This window comes from Moorena sp. SIO1G6 (assembly GCF_010672795.1).
GTDB classification, from domain to species: Bacteria; Cyanobacteriota; Cyanobacteriia; order Cyanobacteriales; family Coleofasciculaceae; genus Moorena; species Moorena producens.
In genome coordinates this window covers 1-16604 of record NZ_JAAHFZ010000052.1, presented here as the reverse complement: position 1 = coordinate 16604, position 16604 = coordinate 1, and the positions used below count along the sequence as shown (strand labels likewise).

General features: G+C 43.0%; 15 protein-coding genes and 2 pseudogenes. 12 read left to right on the top strand and 5 right to left on the bottom strand.

All coding sequences use genetic code 11. From position 1 onward, the window contains the following. Positions 1 to 89 precede the first annotated feature (89 nt). The 4 genes and pseudogenes from F6K63_RS29250 to F6K63_RS38075 form a co-directional block, all read left to right on the top strand. A complete protein-coding gene (locus F6K63_RS29250) occupies positions 90 to 827 on the top strand; it encodes a DUF3598 family protein (RefSeq protein ID WP_008188173.1) in 738 nt (245 codons plus the stop codon). A gap of 153 nt (positions 828 to 980) precedes the next feature. Next, complete coding sequence (locus F6K63_RS29245; RefSeq protein WP_008188172.1) at positions 981 to 1727, top strand: hypothetical protein; 747 nt, start codon at positions 981 to 983, stop codon at positions 1725 to 1727. A gap of 577 nt (positions 1728 to 2304) precedes the next feature. Then, positions 2305 to 2538: pseudogene (locus F6K63_RS38080) on the top strand (type II toxin-antitoxin system HicB family antitoxin); the annotation flags it as partial. 124 nt (positions 2539 to 2662) lie between these two features. After that, positions 2663 to 2776: pseudogene (locus F6K63_RS38075) on the top strand (IS200/IS605 family transposase); the annotation flags it as partial. A 481-nt stretch (positions 2777 to 3257) separates the two neighbouring features. Here F6K63_RS38075 and F6K63_RS29235 read toward each other — a convergent pair. Continuing rightward, positions 3258 to 3479, bottom strand: coding sequence for a DUF3134 domain-containing protein (locus F6K63_RS29235; protein WP_008188170.1), 222 nt, complete (start codon positions 3477 to 3479; stop codon positions 3258 to 3260). A gap of 73 nt (positions 3480 to 3552) precedes the next feature. On the opposite strand from F6K63_RS29235, the gene F6K63_RS29230 reads away from it, so the two are divergent. Further along, the gene (locus tag F6K63_RS29230) at positions 3553 to 4137 is read left to right on the top strand and encodes a PAP/fibrillin family protein (protein ID WP_008188169.1); all 585 of its coding nucleotides are present in this window, start codon (positions 3553 to 3555) and stop codon (positions 4135 to 4137) included. Between the two features lie 1160 nt (positions 4138 to 5297). On the opposite strand, the gene F6K63_RS29225 is transcribed toward F6K63_RS29230, so the two are convergent. Beyond that, positions 5298 to 6296 carry a PRC-barrel domain-containing protein gene (locus tag F6K63_RS29225; protein ID WP_071106263.1) on the bottom strand — a complete coding sequence of 333 codons (999 nt, stop codon included), beginning with the start codon at positions 6294 to 6296 and terminating at the stop codon, positions 5298 to 5300. 321 nt (positions 6297 to 6617) lie between these two features. Further along, positions 6618 to 10721, bottom strand: a complete 4104-nt coding sequence (gene smc, locus F6K63_RS29220) for a chromosome segregation protein SMC (protein WP_287313914.1) — start codon at positions 10719 to 10721, stop codon at positions 6618 to 6620. On the opposite strand from smc, the gene F6K63_RS29215 reads away from it, so the two are divergent. The 4 genes from F6K63_RS29215 to F6K63_RS29200 all read left to right on the top strand — a co-directional run bounded on the left by F6K63_RS29215 (position 10618) and on the right by F6K63_RS29200 (position 14142). Continuing rightward, positions 10618 to 10851 (top strand): hypothetical protein, encoded by a 234-nt coding sequence (locus tag F6K63_RS29215; protein WP_287313916.1) that lies wholly within the window; start codon positions 10618 to 10620, stop codon positions 10849 to 10851. The genes smc and F6K63_RS29215 overlap by 104 nt on opposite strands. Positions 10852 to 11084: 233 nt before the next feature. Beyond that, the gene (gene coaD / locus F6K63_RS29210) at positions 11085 to 11639 is read left to right on the top strand and encodes a pantetheine-phosphate adenylyltransferase (protein WP_287313897.1); all 555 of its coding nucleotides are present in this window, start codon (positions 11085 to 11087) and stop codon (positions 11637 to 11639) included. Beyond that, on the top strand, positions 11546 to 12292 hold the full coding sequence (locus F6K63_RS29205; RefSeq protein ID WP_287313895.1) for a F0F1 ATP synthase subunit B: 747 nt from the start codon (positions 11546 to 11548) through the stop codon (positions 12290 to 12292). The genes coaD and F6K63_RS29205 overlap by 94 nt, the downstream gene beginning before the upstream one ends. Positions 12293 to 12597: 305 nt before the next feature. Next, complete coding sequence (locus F6K63_RS29200) at positions 12598 to 14142, top strand: flavin monoamine oxidase family protein (RefSeq protein WP_287313893.1); 1545 nt, start codon at positions 12598 to 12600, stop codon at positions 14140 to 14142. 98 nt (positions 14143 to 14240) lie between these two features. On the opposite strand, the gene F6K63_RS29195 is transcribed toward F6K63_RS29200, so the two are convergent. Beyond that, positions 14241 to 14528 carry a type II toxin-antitoxin system TacA family antitoxin gene (locus F6K63_RS29195; protein WP_287313891.1) on the bottom strand — a complete coding sequence of 96 codons (288 nt, stop codon included), beginning with the start codon at positions 14526 to 14528 and terminating at the stop codon, positions 14241 to 14243. Positions 14529 to 14612: 84 nt separating this feature from the next. Between F6K63_RS29195 and F6K63_RS29190 the strand changes: the two genes are divergently transcribed. Further along, positions 14613 to 15263, top strand: coding sequence for a Uma2 family endonuclease (locus F6K63_RS29190; protein ID WP_071106268.1), 651 nt, complete (start codon positions 14613 to 14615; stop codon positions 15261 to 15263). A 289-nt stretch (positions 15264 to 15552) separates the two neighbouring features. Continuing rightward, positions 15553 to 15819: a hypothetical protein gene (locus tag F6K63_RS29185; protein WP_271968897.1), complete on the top strand. Its 267-nt coding sequence runs from the start codon at positions 15553 to 15555 to the stop codon at positions 15817 to 15819. Between the two features lie 83 nt (positions 15820 to 15902). Here F6K63_RS29185 and F6K63_RS29180 read toward each other — a convergent pair whose 3' ends face one another. Beyond that, positions 15903 to 16085 (bottom strand): hypothetical protein, encoded by a 183-nt coding sequence (locus F6K63_RS29180; RefSeq protein ID WP_071106270.1) that lies wholly within the window; start codon positions 16083 to 16085, stop codon positions 15903 to 15905. Positions 16086 to 16147: 62 nt separating this feature from the next. Between F6K63_RS29180 and F6K63_RS29175 the strand changes: the two genes are divergently transcribed. Beyond that, positions 16148 to 16540, top strand: coding sequence for a helix-turn-helix domain-containing protein (locus F6K63_RS29175; protein WP_287313887.1), 393 nt, complete (start codon positions 16148 to 16150; stop codon positions 16538 to 16540). The last annotated feature ends 64 nt before the right edge of the window (positions 16541 to 16604 follow it).

Genomic DNA, 16604 nt, shown 5'->3' with positions numbered 1-16604 from the left:
TTTTCCAATACTTCATAAAGATTATTCATCTGAGATCAGGCTGTCTAGATATAATGAGCAAATAATCAAGATTTTTTTTGGTAAATGATATGGATTTAAAAGAGCAAAACTGGAAAAATTTCACGGTAAACCATTTGCGGGATTGGCATGGTATTTGGACAAGGTATTCTCCTGAAGGAGAGGTAAAAGAATCATTTCAAAGTTTGAGAAGCTTCCGCAGTAATCCAGAACAAACAGAAATTTATCACACTAATCGTTATATATATGCTGACGGCAGGATAGAAGAAAAAAATTGGCAGTATGATAAACAGTCAATGAGAGGATTTTTCTTTGAACAAGGTGCAGCTGTATTGTCAGGTAAACAGTTAGAATCAGGTGCGGTATTGCCACACGAATTGTTATTAAAACATGAAGATATAAGACATAGTGTTGCCCTTATTTATGATAGTAATGGCAGTTTGATGAGGGCAGTAAGTATCCGTGAAGATGCAGCCGGTTTTCCCAGTAAATATTGGTCAAAGGAAATCAATCTCTTACCTGAGAGAAATCTGAGTGGTAACTGGCAAGGAACTGCTGTTACCATGACCCCAGATTTAAAGGTTTCTGAGCCAATAGCAACTCAACTGCACTGGCCTTTGGCAGGAAATAAAATGTTCTTTTTTCCTGATGGTATTTCTCTGAGTTGTCCTGAACAAGTGAATATTGGTACCTCCTTTAACATTGCTGCAAATTGGCTAGTGACAGATTCCCAACTGCAACAACTTAGGGTTAACTATGATAATTATGGAGCCTTTTCTGGCTTGACGCTCGAACTATTTCACCTTTAAACTATAGAGAATAATATCTAAGGATTTGGATGTGGCATTATTTAGGCATCATCCTGAATGTTTTTGAAGAAAAATAAAATAGGGATACTAAATGAATTGTGATAATTTTTGTTCCCTACTCTCTGTTACCTTTACTAGAGGTTTATTGAGTTAATGAATTTAAATAAGTTTGTCGATCCCCGATATGATATTTGGATGAAAATAGCAACTATGCTGGAAGAACGTTACCTTTCCTTGGATAGTAATGTTGATTGGGATGGGTTACAACAAAATATTCCTTCAGCTAGCAAAGAAAGAATACAAAAAATTTTTGATAAAATCAAAAACAGTGAGACAATTAATAAAGGAGAGCGGATTGTTTTAATAATGTTAAAGCTGCTCAATGATCCCCCTGGAAATAATGAAGCAGAAATTCTCAAACAATTACAAACCCATATTTGTGAAATAGAAACCATATTTGTGCCTTGGGAGATTGTCTTAGAAAATCAAAAAAGAAATCATCATGAAGCTGAAACAGATCCGATTAAATTAGCTGATTTATATCGAACTGATTCCACAGAAAGAGCATTAAAAGACGCAATGGCAGGTATTCCACCTCAACAACGGGATCAATTTTATCGTGGGATTATGAAACCGCCATATCATACAGTTTCTCGTCGTAATATTTTTCCAGAAAAAGTAATTTATGGACTCACTGGACACTTAATTGTAATTGATGAAAATACTGGGGCTATCCAAATTCAAGAAGCTAAACAAAAAGGTTATTGGTTTGAGAAAGACTATTTTAAATCGATGCCTAACCGCCCCTATGTCTTTCAAAAACCTGGAGCTGATGGCACAAATGTTTGGGATAATTATACGTTTAATGAAGCAGCAGATATTAGCAACAAAAAAAGTTAATCTAGATTAAGGAATACAAAAGTACATCGGTCCTGTGAAATAAGCCAAGGGAAAAGAGCGAAGACATAGCGGTGCGACCCAAGGCCGTGAGCAATCCCTCACGGCCTTGGAGGCGCGCACCGTCCAGTTTTTATAGCAGTCGCCAGGGCAGTTAGGACATGAGAAAAGTCTCAAACCTAAGTAAGCGATGCAGCGCGGTCTTGGGGGTTTCCCCCATGAGCGACTGCATCAAGAAGCGCAAGAGTTTGACTTCTGACTTCTGACTTCTGACTTCTGCTATACATTGGTTTGTACGCTCATGGGTGAGTTTTTGGGATGAATGTACCGAGATTGTGACTCATACCGAGTTGCATTCAAAGATAGTAGATTGGTTGGATAAGGAGATAGGGATATTGGGAGATAGGGAGATTGGGAGATAGGGAGATTGGGGGAAGATAAAGTTGTACGTTTGACCGCAACTTGGTATCAAGATGTATCAGGTAGGGGTAGGGTGGGCAAATTTTGAGAATTTGATAATTTCATCAGCGATGATGCCCATTTGCCCACCCGACAAGATCTATGTTTACATTTTAAATAAATGAATAACTTGGTGAAATACAAGGAATACCTTGGCTCAGTCAATTACAACGACCAAGATGAGATTTTATACGGGAAAGTAGAGTATATTCGTAGGCTAATCAGTTATGAAGGTCAGGATGTTGAATCTCTTCGCGCCAGTTTTCACGAAGCAGTGGATGATTACCTAGAGCTTTGTCAACTCAAAGGGATAGAACCGGAAAAGCCTTTCAAGATTAATCGTAGGGTGGGCAGTGCTTACCTTTGCCCTTTGCCAGCAAATGTATCTGTTTCAAGCACTGCCCACCCTACAGGAACTGCTTTCAAGATTAATCGTAGGGTGGGCAGTGCTTACCTTTTTTGCCCTTTGCCAGCAAATGTATCTGTTTCAAGCACTGCCCACCCTACAGGAACTGCCCTACTTTTTTTCGACAGCGGGAAAAGTCAGCACTGAAACTATCCAGAGATATATTACCGACCCTCACCATGGTTGAACCCTAAGTGGCTTTAGCCACTGTGGAGCATTCCTCCCGGAGACGAAACCTCAGAAGAGTGGAGCCTTTATAGGCGACAGGCGGTTGCATTGAAGGGTTAAAACTCATGAAATAAGGCTCCACTCTTCTTACGGTAACTTCTGACCCGGTCTAAAGACGCGGGGTTTCCTGCTACCTAGATTTTTAGGATTTCAGAAATGATTCAGCAACGGTCTCATTCTGAATCATTTCTGATTGCAATTGGGCTAAAAATATTGGGTAAAACTGTAAGCATTCAGCTATCAGCCTAATGGTATCATGCTAATCAACGGGAGGTAGTAAACAAGCATAGGGGGTGCTGGTACGGCTGCTTGAAAATCCCTGCTCGTTTTACTCATCCGACCCCGTGCAGTTAAATCGCCTGCTAGCACCTCAAGTAGTACCATCTGTAGCGCATTAGCTGATAGCTGACAGCTGAATGCTTACGAAAAACTAGTTAGTGTTAACCCAAATTTTCTTCTTCCTCCTCGTAGTTACTGTCCTCTACCCCCATCAGTTCAGAGATTTCTACGTCATCACCTAGGGGATTTTCTTCCTCTAAATTCTCCCGTGGGATCAGGCGATTATTAGACTCTAACCAATCTAAAAGGGAAGTTTCTTGCTTAAGGGGAATAACCTCAGCGAGTTGATCACGATGTATTTCACGTAGAGCAGGATTGTACATAGACTTCTTCAGCTAATATGGACGAGGTGAAAACCTTTAACTTTGAGTCTAGCAGTCAGCTAGAGGAAATATTATGATTGGCAAGGCGGAACTCTTAGAAGCGATCGCAGGAAAGAATCGTGGTCTATTAGCAAGCAAAACCGATAAAACAGCAATACTCGCAGCAGTTACTCAACTGGAAGGGAGAAACCCTACCCCTCGACCCCTTGAGGCGCAAGACTTGCTAGATGGTAACTGGCGTCTGCTATATACTACGAGTCAAGAACTTTTGAATCTTGACGGATTTCCCTTGGTACAACTGGGTCAAATCTACCAATGTGTTCGTACTTCAGATACTAAAATTTACAACATAGCTGAATTATCTGGTATTCCTTATCTCGAAGGTGTTGTCAGTGTTTGTGCTAGTTTCGAGCCAGTATCTCAATGCCGGGTTAATGTTAGCTTCGAGAGGTCTATCATTGGTCTACAAAGCTTCCTGAGTTATAGCTCTGCCAATGATTTCATTGAGCAAATCGAAGCTGGCAAAAGGTTTCCAGCTATTGACTTTCCCATCAATAGGGACAATCAACAGGGTTGGTTAGAGATCACCTATCTTGATGATGACCTGCGCATTGGACGGGGGAATCAGGGGAGTTTGTTTGTGTTAACCAAGAAATGAGTAGGGAGTAGGGAGTAGGGAGTAGGGAGTAGGGAGTAGGGGTTGCGAAAATTGACTGTACCTCATAACTAGGAGAAACGCTATATCCCTCTTCTGTCAAAATCCTGAAACAAAAGCCAAATCGGAATTCTCTAGTTCTTTATTGATCAAGGATAGACCTATTTTCTAACAACAACTACCTTTGCCTGTATCGACTGACCATTTTTGAATTCAAAATGAAAAATTCAAAATTCAAAATGAATAGCTTTCTAATTTTTAATTGTTTCAACGGATACAAGCCCCCGAATTCATTCGTGGGGTATTTTTTAATTTTGAATTGATAATTTTGAATTGAAGCGAGTTGTTCGCGTAGCGTGGCCGAAAGGCCAGGGTTGAACGCGATGGACGAAGTCCCGCTTTCAGCGATCGCGTGGCCGAAAGGCCAGGGTTGACCGTCAACGAGTTATCCACTGGGTGCTCAAATCTACGATTAAGCATGAACAGTCAACAAACAACCCTCAACAAACAACCCTCAACAAACAACCCTCAACTATGGTCATTAATTATTGACACTCCCCGCTTTAAAAAGACGGGGATTCCTAGATCTACGACCGGCCTTAAACCTCCGTGTCCAAATGGCAATATCTAAACCGAAATCCCGTCAAGACTAAAATCTTAGTTCAGTTCACGAAAGACCCAGCGGGCTAGTCTCCTTAGGCGTTTAGCTACTTTTTTGAGAAGTGCCTTATAGAGTCCGTTGCTCCTCTGTTTCACTTGGTTTCGGCGTGCCCCGCCGTACCATTATTTTCTGAAGTTGTGATCTTGCTGGGTTCACACACCAATTGGTAGTTGATGATTGGGTTTTTAAGGAGGATTTTCCCTGCCCTCCGGGCATTACTACTTTAAGGTCAAACAATTGCGGGTCTCTGACCCGGTTGTGCCTCGGTTTTTCAGCCTGTACCCATATTTAGATTTTACTATGGCGCTAACGTATCGTCAACCTTTTGGCGACTAAAGTCGCTGCGAGTCTTCATCCCGGAGACGAAACCTTAGAATAGGGCAGCCTTAATTATAAAGTTTTAACCCTTTTGCTCATAGCCGACCAATCGTAAAGGCTGCCCTATTCTTGCGGTAACTTCTGACCCGGTTTAAAAACGCGGGGCTTTCGACTTGTGCGTCCTCTAGTAACCAGCCTCTTCTTCGTATTCTGGAGCTTTCTTTTTCTCAGGAATATTGACTCGCGGTGCTTTGTAAGGCTCTGGGGAGCGGTCATCATCCCAGGCATCACCCTCCACTTCGTACTTGTCATAGTCCTGGGTGTTGGTTTTACCATAGGAAGGCTCAGGTGAGCTATAGACTGGCTGCTCGTAGCGCACTGGCTGAGGGGACTCTTCCCGTTCATCGCTCCAGTTATCTTCTTCTAATCTGGCTTCGACATACTTCTTCGGGACTGGTGCTTCTCGTCTGATCGGCTCTAGTTCTGGCTCTTGCCAATCGTCATCCCAGGCATCTTGGGCTCGGTTGGCATTCTCTACTGTCTGAGAGATAGGAGTACGTATTGGAATCCCCGTTCCCAGTTGATTTTCTGGTCTAGCCGTTGGGGTATAGTAGGGGTCTTCTGTGTCCTTTTCCCAAGGGGGTCTGCCAATCCCCATACGTTCTAAGACCCCGACGGTTAACTGGACCAGATGCTCTTGAGCTTCCTCAAATACAATTAATCGGTCTGGACCACTGCTGACAATTTCATCAATGGGTAGCTCATAAGTACTAATCACCTGGTCGGGTATTTGGGGTAACCCTATTGATGCAATGATTAGGGCGGAAACGGTGCCATCTTCAACATTGAACTTGAAGCCTCTAACCCGACCTAAGAGTTCACCGGTTTCGGTGATCACTTCGCTGTTAATCAGGGTACTATAGGCATCGACATCAATATCTTCGATAACGTCTTGATCATCTACCAGGATGACATCACCAAATTGCCGAATGCTGCTCAGGAGCATGTACTTTGGCATACCGGCTACTGCCAGGAGGTTATCTCGCAGACCCAGTGCCACAACCTGCCGTCTGTCTATATCTACCAACAGTTCCTTGACGACTCCGAGGCGCTTACCATTGTCACGGGTAATTACCTGAGTATTTAAGATATCGGAGCGTGGACGAATTTGTTCCGTTGTCATTATATCTCGCTTTTCCTGAGCTATACTCCTGATGGATTAAAAATAAATAATACCTGAGCATTAATACCTGAGCATTAATACCTGAGCATTCAGCTATCAGCTTTCAGCTTTCAGCATTGGTTATGCAACCCTTAGGTTGATCAACAGACTACAGAGGTTATATACAACTTCTGAACATCGGTTTTTTTTTCGTACAGGACGCCCTTCGGACGAGGGGTTCGTGGGTCGGTTCTCTCCAAAATCAATCATGAACGGCTTATAGCTGATGAGCCTTGGGCTGAATGCTTACAATAATAATGGATTTGATGAATGGGATTTTATCTAGTTAACCGTACTTTTGGGTGATAGTTTTAAACCCAATACTTGAGTGTATGCTCCCCTGGCTTGGGTAACACCAATGGTGCGTTGAGCAGACTCAATCATAGGACGGCGTAAGCTTACTACAATAAATTGCGCAAGTTTAGCCTGTTGTTTGATCATTTTAGCTAATCGCTGGACATTTGCCCCGTCCAAAAACATATCGACTTCATCAAAAGCATAAAATGGCGAGGGGCGGTAACGTTGTAGGGCAAAGATAAAGCTAAGGGCTGTGAGGGATTTTTCTCCTCCTGACATAGATGCTAGCCGCCGCACCGGTTTACCTTTGGGGTGCGCCACCAGGTTGAGTCCACCGCTAAAGGGGTCCTCTGGATCATCGAGTTGTAAATAACCATCCCCATCGGACAGTTCAGCAAAGATGGCTTGAAAATTTTCATTGACTGCATCAAAGGCTTCTTTGAAAGCACGGTATCTCAAGGTGGTAAAGTTTTCTATCCTTAGCAACAGTTCAGTCCGTTCACCAGCTATGGTTTCCAGTTTCTCAGACAGTTCCTGGAGGCGAGTTTGAGTTCGGTCATATTCTTCTAAGGCCAGCATATTCACGGGTTCCATAGCCTGTAGACGTTTCTGTCCGTTGCGCAGTTCCTTTTGTAGTTGTTCTAGTTGAGCAGCTAGGGAGTCCAAGGTAATTACCTCTGAGCTTTTTTTATCACTAGAGGGGGAATTTTTTTTGACAATTTGAGGTATTTCTGGTATTGGGTCTGGTAATTCAGCAGCTTGGTCTTGGAGTTGAGTTTGGAGACTAGCAAGTTTTTCTGCTCTAGCAGACTGGGTTTCTTGGAGTTTTTGCTGTTGCCAAGAGGTTTCTTGGTGTTGTTGGCGCAGTCTCTGTAGGTGTTGCTCGGTGCGATCGCGTTTTTGTTTCTCTTGCCCCAATTTCTCCTCTAACTGGCGTAAGGCAACTGTAGTTTGGGTAATTTGCTCGGTGAGTGTCTCTAACTGAGTGTTAATTGCTGATTGCTGCTGTTGCCAAGATTCGATTTGGGTTTGATAGTCTGTTATTTGGCGGTGGCCTTCGGTAAGTTTATCCCTGAGGCGCTGCTGCTGATTCTCCTTGTGTTGTAGCTGTTTCTCGGTATTTCTCAAGGCTTGTTCACACTCACGCAACTGAGCTTCTTGGGTTTTAATGGTGTTCTGAATCTCTTGCCACTCGTTATGAGTTTGAGACTCCTCGAGTTGAGCGAGTTGTTGCCGTAAGTCGGCAAGTTGGGATTCTTGTTGGGGTAACTCTATCGCTATTTTTTCTAGTCGTTGAGTAGCGGCTGAGAGTTCTTGGTTGTTTTTACCCAGATGCGATCGCATTTGGGCTTGATTGGTCTGAGATTGCTCAATCTCCCTTTGTAACTGTTCCAAACGTAATTTGGTTTCCGAGTGTTTTGCCCTAGTTTCTGTCAATTCCTGGGTAATTTGTTTGACCGAGGCAGATTCGGTAGTAATCAATGCCTCGCAATGGTGTAAAATCTGTTCAATTTCCGCTAATCGGGTTCGTAAGCTACGGATTTCAGCAGACTCCATACTGTCACTGGTCCCAAAGTGCAATCCCGAACGGTGACTGATGCTACCACCAGTCATGGCACCGCTTATTTCCAAGATTTCACCATCTAGGGTAACGATGCGGTGTTTACCCAAGTAGGTACGGGCATCATTGAGAGTTTCAAAGACTACTGTAGACCCAAATATATAGGCAAAGACTTTTTGGTAACGGGGGTCGCAATCAATTAGCCTAATGGCGTAGTCAACAAAGCCCTTAGCATACCGTAGCACAACCGTTTCGCTAAATTGCCTAGGTTGGATTTTGGTCAGAGGTAAGAAGGTAGCTCTGCCAGCGCGTTTTTGTTTGAGGAGTTCGATCCCAGCCGCTGCGACACTATCATCTTCTACCACTAAATTCCCGAGGCGTGCGCCAGCAGCAATTTCTAGGGCTAGCTGATAGCGGGGTTCAACTCTACCCAATTGGGCGACTAATCCACAAACCCCCACTATGCTACTTTCTAGGATAACTTTAGTAGCATAAGTCCCTTGGGCTTCTTGTTGAGCTTGGGCTTGGGCTTCTAGTTTATCGAGTTGCCGTTGTTTTTGCCGTTGTTCCCCGACCAGGCGAGTTTGGGTTTGTTGTTGGATTTGTAGTTGTTGTTCGGTATTCCCTAGGGATTGGGCGAGAGACTGGACTTGTTGGGAATAAGTGCTTAATTGGGTGTCTAATCCCAAAGCTTGGGTTTGCTTGGTGGCGATTTCTGGTTCTAAGGTTTGCAGTTGCTGGGTTTGCTCTTCGATTTGCCGATTTAGCTGATTCTGACGCTCTTGGAGTTGAGCTTGCTCGGTGCGTTGGGGGTTGATGGTTTTGAGTAGGGTATCGATCTGCTTGGTGAGGGTGGTTTGTTGTTGTACCCAGGCATCACTAGCGGCTGCGATCGCATTGGCTTGTTCTCGGCTTTGGTTGAGAGCAGCTTGGGCCTCATCCCTTGCCACTTGTAAGGAGGTTTTAGACAATATCTCTAGATCAGTTTTTTCTGCGATCAACTGTTGCAGGGTTTGCTCGACTTGTTGAATTGTCTGTTGTGTATGTTGGAGATTGACAGCAGCATTTTGTAGGTTCTCAGTTAGTTCCTGCTGTCGGGTTTGTAATTGACGTTGTTCGGCTTGTTGAGTGGCAAGGGTGGATGCGATCGCAATTTGCTCTTCTTCTCCTAAGGCTTTGACCCGAGCATTGAGTTGGTCAAGTTCAGTGGTAGTTTGGTTGATTTGTTCCTCAATGCTAGTAATCTGAGCAATAAGCTGGGCTTTTTTTGTATTATCAGCATCAATTTGCTGTTGGAGTTGGGATACTTGCTTCTGGAGCAATCGCCATTTTAGAACAATTTCCCACTGTTGCTTTTGTTGGAGTTCAGCACGGAGTTTTTGATATTTCTCAGCTTTAGCACGGTCAGCAGCTAAGCGATCGCGTTGAGCCGTCAGTTCTTGTTCAATAATTCGGCAGCGTTCTTCTCGCTCTTTGACAGTGGCAAGGGTTTGTTTAGTTTGGGTAATTTTGCGGTCAAAGGCAGCAACTCCAGCTAATTCGTCAATAATCTCCCGCCTTTCTCGGGATTTCATTGAAATAATGCTAGTGACGTCTCCTTGCTGGACAACATTGTAGCCTTCTGGGTAAACCCGCAGGCGGTTGAGTTGTTCATGAAGTTTAGTAACAGTAGAGGGTTCACCATTGATGTAGTACTGGGAACTGTAATTACCTTGTTTAGTGACTCGCAGCCGTCGGGTCACACTCCATTCTAGATCAGTTGACGGTTGAAGGTTATTGGGTTGAAGGTTATTGGGTTGAAGGTTATCTGGTTGAAGGTTATTGGGTTGAAGGTTATCTGGTTGAAGGTTATTTGGTTGAAGGTTATTGGGTTGAAGGTTATCTGGTTGAAGGTTATTGGGTTGAAGGTTATTGGGTTGAAGGTTATTGGGTTGAAGGTTATTGGGTTGAAGGTTATTGGGTTGAAGGTTATTGGGTTGAAGGTTATCTGGTTGAAGGTTATTGGGTTGAAGGTTATTGGGTTGAAGGTTATTGGGTTGAAGGTTATCTGGTTGAAGGTTATTGGGTTGAAGGTTATTGGGTTGAAGGTTATTGGGTTGAAGGTTATTGGGTTGAAGGTTATTTTCTGAACCTTGGCCAAAAGGCCACGCTTCGCGAACAACCTGTAACTTGCTAACCTGTAACGGTTCGTCCAACTTGCTAACCTGTAACGGTTCGTCCAACTTGCTAACCTGTAACGGTTCGTCCAACTTGCTAACCTGTAACTCGTCGTAGTTATTGAAGTCAGATAAGTCAAAGGTAACTGTGACACTCGCTTCGACAGTGCCTCGATGTTCTTTATTGTGGTTAACTAAATCAGGAAGGCGTTCAGCTCGCATTCCTTTGGAACTGGCGATACCAAGACAAAATAGAAGAGCATCAAGGATGTTGGATTTGCCTGACCCGTTTGGCCCAGAAATTACGGTAAATCCTTCCAGGAGGGGGATTTTTGTAGTGCCGCCGAAGGATTTGAACCGCGAGAGTTCCACTCGCTTGATGTGTACCATAGGCGTTTCATCGGTTGAGGTTAACCGGGTGGTCACACAGAGTGTGCGTAGTGAACACATTGCTGATCAGCGTAGCATGGGCAATAGGCAGATGGCGCAACGGATGGGTTAAAAGATATAAATGGGTTAACAGATGGAATTGATGGGGGGACGGAGGGGGGACAGTGTGGGGCTGGAATTAAAATGCTATATACTATATCAAAAAAAACTAATCACCAATAACTAATGACTAGGGACTAATCACCAATGAGTTAACAACTCATTGCTTAACTATTAGTTGAGTATGTCATGGCCATTAAACAACCTATATAATCACTCCTTGAACCAATTGGTAATACTTGCGTCGTGATTGCAATCTATCCAGGCAGCTTCGATCCCATTACCCTAGGACACCTTGACATCATCCAGCGTGGCTGTAGACTCTTTGATAAGGTGATTGTCACGGTGCTGCGCAATCCAAATAAATCTCCCTTGTTTACAGTGCTTGAGCGAGTCGAGCAGATTAAACTTTGCACCCAAGACTTACCTAATGTTGAAGTGGACAGTTTTACTGGTTTAACTGTGGAATATGCCAAACTGAAGAAAGCTCAAGTACTTTTGCGAGGGTTAAGGGTGCTTTCTGACTTTGAGAAGGAACTCCAGATGGCTCATACCAATCATACCCTCTGGGATGAAATCGAAACGGTTTTTCTCGCCACCTCTAACGAATATAGTTTCTTGAGTAGTAGCGTAGTCAAAGAGATTGCCAAATTTGGCGGCTCCGTCGATCATCTTGTCCCCCAACAGGTTGCCTTAGATATATACCGATGTTACGCCAAGAATCATCCCGGTACGACCCACCCGAGCAAAACAAACCCCCAAACCCTACTGAATCCTTTAATCCTGGATCAGGAGACATAGATATTCAGGGGCAATTTAACTATATCGAGGACATAATCTTCGATAGCCCCCACATCCCCTTTACCCGGCGCACCCTGATTGATGAAGAACTGTTGCTAGCTCAACTCGACTTGGTGCGGGAAAATTTGCCCTTAGCTTTTCAACAAGCTACTAGAATAATTGAAGAACACGATGCAATTATCCAGCAAGCTGAACAGTATGCTCAAGAAATCATTGAGACAGCTCAGCGGCGTGCTGAAATGATATTAGATGAACTAGGTATTATTCAGCAAGCAGAACACGAAGCCCAACAAATCAGCCAACAAGTTCAAAAAGAGTGTGAGGCGATGCACAAGCAAACGGCATCGGAGCTTGAGCAGATGCGCCGCAAAGCCCAGCAGGAACTGGAGCAAATGCGCCAAATGACCCTAGCGGAGTGTGAGGAAATTCAAAATGGGGCAGATGCCTACGCTGACGGAGTGCTCTACAATATTGAGCAGCACCTCAGTGACATGCTTAGAGTAATTCGCAACGGACGTCAGCAACTCAATGCTCCTGTCAAACCCCAAAACTCTGGCAAGAAAGACAATGGTAAGAAAGACAATGGTAAGAAAGACAATGCTAAGGGGGGTTCACGCTCACTTAAAATGCCATCGAAGTCAAAAAAAGGATGAACGAAGGATTAAGGATTAAGGATTAACTAAGAACTAAGGGCATTTATAGCACTTATTAGGTACAGTCTTTTTTGACGCTTATTACCTGAAAACCCTCTTTTATATTGCCTTTTGCCTTTTGCATTAAAAGGATAATAATTTTCGATAATCGTTATTATAATTGCCATATTTAATTTATTCGGTTGTTAAAGAGCCGCTACGGGATTGGCCGTAGGCCACGCTAAAAGCGATTGACCGTAGGTCACGCTACGCGAACGCATTTTTGAGGGAGAATCACTTTAAGAGCTAATTTAGAATAACCCTCGATGTTTAACCCTTACCGTCATACACAAGAGTTAGAGCGACCTTTTTCCTTTGAGCGCCTGTATCGTCATCCTGGTTCCCTTAGTCCCTACGATCAGGGTGGTACTCGTAAACGAATTGGGATTATCGGTGGAGGAATTGCAGGACTCGTAAGTGCTTACGAACTGAGTCAACTCAACCATCAAGTTACTGTATTAGAAGCTGATTCTCGCCTCGGAGGAAGAATTAAGACTCATTATTTTAGTGATGGCACTTATGGGGAATTAGGCGCAATGCGAATTCCTACTAGTCATGGCTGCACTTTACACTATATCGATAAATTTAATTTACCAAAAAGACCTTTTATTAATTACAATCCCGCCGCTTTTTATTATCTACGGGGTAATAAAACTCGTTTAGATAATTACCAAGAGTTGTTTGCTGTTTACAATTTAACCCCTGATGAGCAACAAGACCCTGGGGTAATTTACGACCAGTTATTGGAAGAATTAATCGATTCTTTGACTGAAAAAGAGAAATGGGAGTTATTTGCGCCCACTTTTACCAGTGACCAAGTTAGAAAATGGGATACCCTAACGGTTACCGACTATTTTCGCAGTCATCTTTCTGCCGATGCTTTTGAGTTACTCGGTCATGCTACTGGAGCAATTCATTACGACAAAGTCTCTCTGTTAAATGGTTTAATTGATTTCTTTGCTTGGCATCGAGTAGAGCAATATGAACTAATCGGAGGACTGGAAACGTTAATTAAGGCTTTGGTTAAAAGCATATCGGGCATAATCCAGACTGAAGCCAGAGTAACAACTATAGAAATGACCGATAGAGGGGTTCGGCTGGTCTGGAATAAGCTGGATAAGCAACAAATGGCAGAATTTGACTATATTATCTGTACTATTCCTGCTACTGCTCTCGCTCAGATTGATTTTGACCCTAGTTTACCCAATCAACAACGGCAAGCGATTAACAATTTGGGGTATTACAGTGCCAGTAAAACTCTATTACACTGTACCGCTCGTCCTTGGGAATTTGCCGATCATGTCTATGGGGGTGGTAGCTTTACGGATTTAAATATAGAAAAGTGTTGGTATCCTTCTGATAATGCTCAATTAGACTCAACAAAGCTTTCTCAACCTCACTTTATTGCTAAAGATAAGGATATTTCTTATCAGCCATCAGTTTTAACTGCTGCTTATCGCTGGGAAGATAATTCCAGTAAATTTAGGATTTTAGAGGAAACAGCTAAAACTGATTTAACCTTAGAGGAAGTTTCCCAACTGCATCCTGAGATTAAACAATATACTGATGATAGTATTCATAGTATCTGGGATGAAGATAATCAGTCTGGTTCTGGTTCTTATGCCTATTTTGCTCCAGGGGATCGGGAGAAATATCAACCATTACTCGGTCAAGCTTATCCAGTAGATAATCCTCGTGTTTTCTTTGCAGGGGAACACTTGGCAATTAATCATGCTTCAGTTCAAGGAGCGGTGCAAACAGCGGTTTCAGCAGTTATCGATCTTCTGGAAAGTTCTATTTTTGAGATTTAGCTTCTCAAGCACTATCTAAACTAGATAAAGGTAAAAACAACAATAATGGATGATTTTTAGTTCCTTCAAATCCGTATCGCTCATAATAAGCGATAATTTCAATCTTTTTCACTGAAAAAAGCCTGATGACGTTGGATAGCTTCTTGTAAATGCTTATTAGGGGCAGGCGGATTTTCAATCAGACTAAAAATTCTATCCGCATCTTGGGGTGATAAGTGAATCACCTGTTCTGTATTAATCACTTTTTGGGCTTCTTTAACCTGAGCCTGAACCATAAATTGATTTAAGGTTGCCCCCGTTAAATCCGCAGCCTTTTGTAAAGTATCTTTGACCGATGCAGGAAGCCTAGCTGTCACGCGAGTATCATTAGGGGTGGTACTTGCCATCTGAATTTATTCCTCACTTTCTTTCACTATAACAGAATGGTGTCATTTTGTCACCAGAGATTTCAGCTTCAAGAAGAACGATATATGAGTCAAGCCAAAGCCGAAGCCAAATTATACAGCTTTGATGAATTTATCAGCTGGTATCCCGAAAACTCAGAAGTCCGGTACGAACTATATGATGGAGTAATTATCGAAATGCCCAAGCCAAAGGGGAAACATTCAAATCTAACTGGTTCCCTGATCGAGCAACTATTGATAGTTATCAGGCAGATAGGCAAAGGAGGCATTTGGACTATTCCTAGAGAGTCAATTGTTAAACCAAAACGGGAAAACTCAGGTTATGAACCGGACATCATCGTTTTGAACCAAGACGTTATGGGGGCGGAATCTCGGTGGGAAAGCGAATCAATTATTCAAAATCCTGATTCCGTCAAATTAATCGTCGAGGTTGTTTCAACTAATTGGCGTGACGATTACTACAATAAACTTAGAGATTATGTTCGCGTAGCGTCTCGAAGAGAAGAGATGGGGATCGAAGAATATTGGATTATAGATTATGCCGCATTGGGGGCGAGAAAGTTTATCGGCAACCCCAAGCAACCCACATTTTTTGTTTGTAGTTTGGTTGACGACGAATATCAGATGACGCCCTTTACGGGAAATACTCCCATTGTTTCCCCGACTTTTCCCCAGTTCAAGTTATCCGCACAGCAGATTTTCAACCTGGCTTTGTAGGAAAACGTTAGCCAGCAGCATTGTAAGCATTCAGCTATCAGCTATCAGCTATCAGCTATCAGCTATCAGCTATCAGCTATTGGCCGTAGGTCAGGCTAGGCCAACATTTTATGCGCTACAGATGGTGCTACTCGAGGTGCTTTTGAATAAAATAAGTTCACTGCTGACGGCTGACGGCTGACGGCTGAATACTTACGCAGCATTCATCTCAAGCTTTCGCACAAAAAACGATTCAAGAATCTCAAATACACCTATTGCTATATGATCCAAATCAGGAGGTAATTTTGCAGTGGATAAGTTAATTCAGTATCGTCTTATGATTCAGGAAATATTGGAAAAGCATAGTCTGGTTAAGCTAGCAAATGAAGATATCAAAGTCTATAAATTCTTCGATCCTGAGCAAGATCATTGTCTTGATGCAGTTGCTCATGGGGGAAAGCCCCAAGACCGTAATGGTGCGTTTTCCGTAGGCGAATTAAATTCGCCTACGGAAAGCGCAGCGTCGGCTTTGCCGAAAGCGTCGCCTACGGCGAACGGAAAGCGCACCTTTGGTTAAAACTTTTTGATTAAGGCTCCACTATCCTAAGGTTTTGTCTCCGGGATGAATTTTCCTTCTCAAATGGCGTAAGCTACAATTTATCAACCAGGTAATACACCGGTTCTCCCAAGTGATTCTAGATACTCAGACAAACTCAAGTCTGCTTTAGCTGCTAACTGCTTTAATCCGTTCCAAGCTGTATTTGTTGCCTTGATGGTGTGTGTTGTTTTTGGTTCCTCATAAAGACAGGGACGTCCTACTATTCTAGATTTTTGTTTTACCATTTTATTGTCATCTTAATTTAGGTAATATATAATTAAGATAGCACAGCCAAGAGGTCGATTCTATGCAACTGGGTTATGTCTACAAACTCAAGCCTAGTCCTCAGCAAAAAGCCACCATGGTTGAATGGCTAGACATGTTGTTAGCTCAATATAATTATTTGTTGAGAGACAGGAATGATTCCTATGAGCAAGCCAGATCTCCAAAACTGGGGAATTTCTGCGATCTCAGGAGTGATGGAGAAGCGTGCCCGCTTACTTGTTCGGTAAGCAAATCGAGCTCTGTTGGCTATCCATGGAAAAAGAGCCAGAAAAATCCTAGGCGTAATGCTTACGAGATTCAAAGCTCAGCTCTTCCTGTGCTAAAGAAGCAACGTCCTTGGTATAAAAAAATTCGTGCGACTCGTTGGCTAGAAACCTTACCTAATAAAAGGTATGGGGGATTAGCCGCAAGGTAACAGAACCTTGACAACTTGATAACCATGTTGGTGAAATACCAACCCTCGTGAAATCCGAGCGACA

Bases quoted from the DNA above. Each gene is read 5' to 3' on its own strand.
- F6K63_RS29205 (WP_287313895.1), top strand. From the start codon at position 11,546: ATGTTACGCCAAGAATCATCCCGGTACGACCCACCCGAGCAAAACAAA.
- F6K63_RS29195 (WP_287313891.1), bottom strand. From the start codon at position 14,528: ATGGCAAGTACCACCCCTAATGATACTCGCGTGACAGCTAGGCTTCCT.
- F6K63_RS29230 (WP_008188169.1), top strand. From the start codon at position 3,553: ATGATTGGCAAGGCGGAACTCTTAGAAGCGATCGCAGGAAAGAATCGT.
- F6K63_RS29250 (WP_008188173.1), top strand. From the start codon at position 90: ATGGATTTAAAAGAGCAAAACTGGAAAAATTTCACGGTAAACCATTTG.
- F6K63_RS29235 (WP_008188170.1), bottom strand. From the start codon at position 3,479: ATGTACAATCCTGCTCTACGTGAAATACATCGTGATCAACTCGCTGAG.
- F6K63_RS29190 (WP_071106268.1), top strand. From the start codon at position 14,613: ATGAGTCAAGCCAAAGCCGAAGCCAAATTATACAGCTTTGATGAATTT.
- F6K63_RS29200 (WP_287313893.1), top strand. From the start codon at position 12,598: ATGTTTAACCCTTACCGTCATACACAAGAGTTAGAGCGACCTTTTTCC.
- F6K63_RS29175 (WP_287313887.1), top strand. From the start codon at position 16,148: ATGCAACTGGGTTATGTCTACAAACTCAAGCCTAGTCCTCAGCAAAAA.
- F6K63_RS29225 (WP_071106263.1), bottom strand. From the start codon at position 6,296: ATGACAACGGAACAAATTCGTCCACGCTCCGATATCTTAAATACTCAG.
- F6K63_RS29180 (WP_071106270.1), bottom strand. From the start codon at position 16,085: ATGGTAAAACAAAAATCTAGAATAGTAGGACGTCCCTGTCTTTATGAG.
- F6K63_RS29245 (WP_008188172.1), top strand. From the start codon at position 981: ATGAATTTAAATAAGTTTGTCGATCCCCGATATGATATTTGGATGAAA.
- F6K63_RS29215 (WP_287313916.1), top strand. From the start codon at position 10,618: ATGTTGGATTTGCCTGACCCGTTTGGCCCAGAAATTACGGTAAATCCT.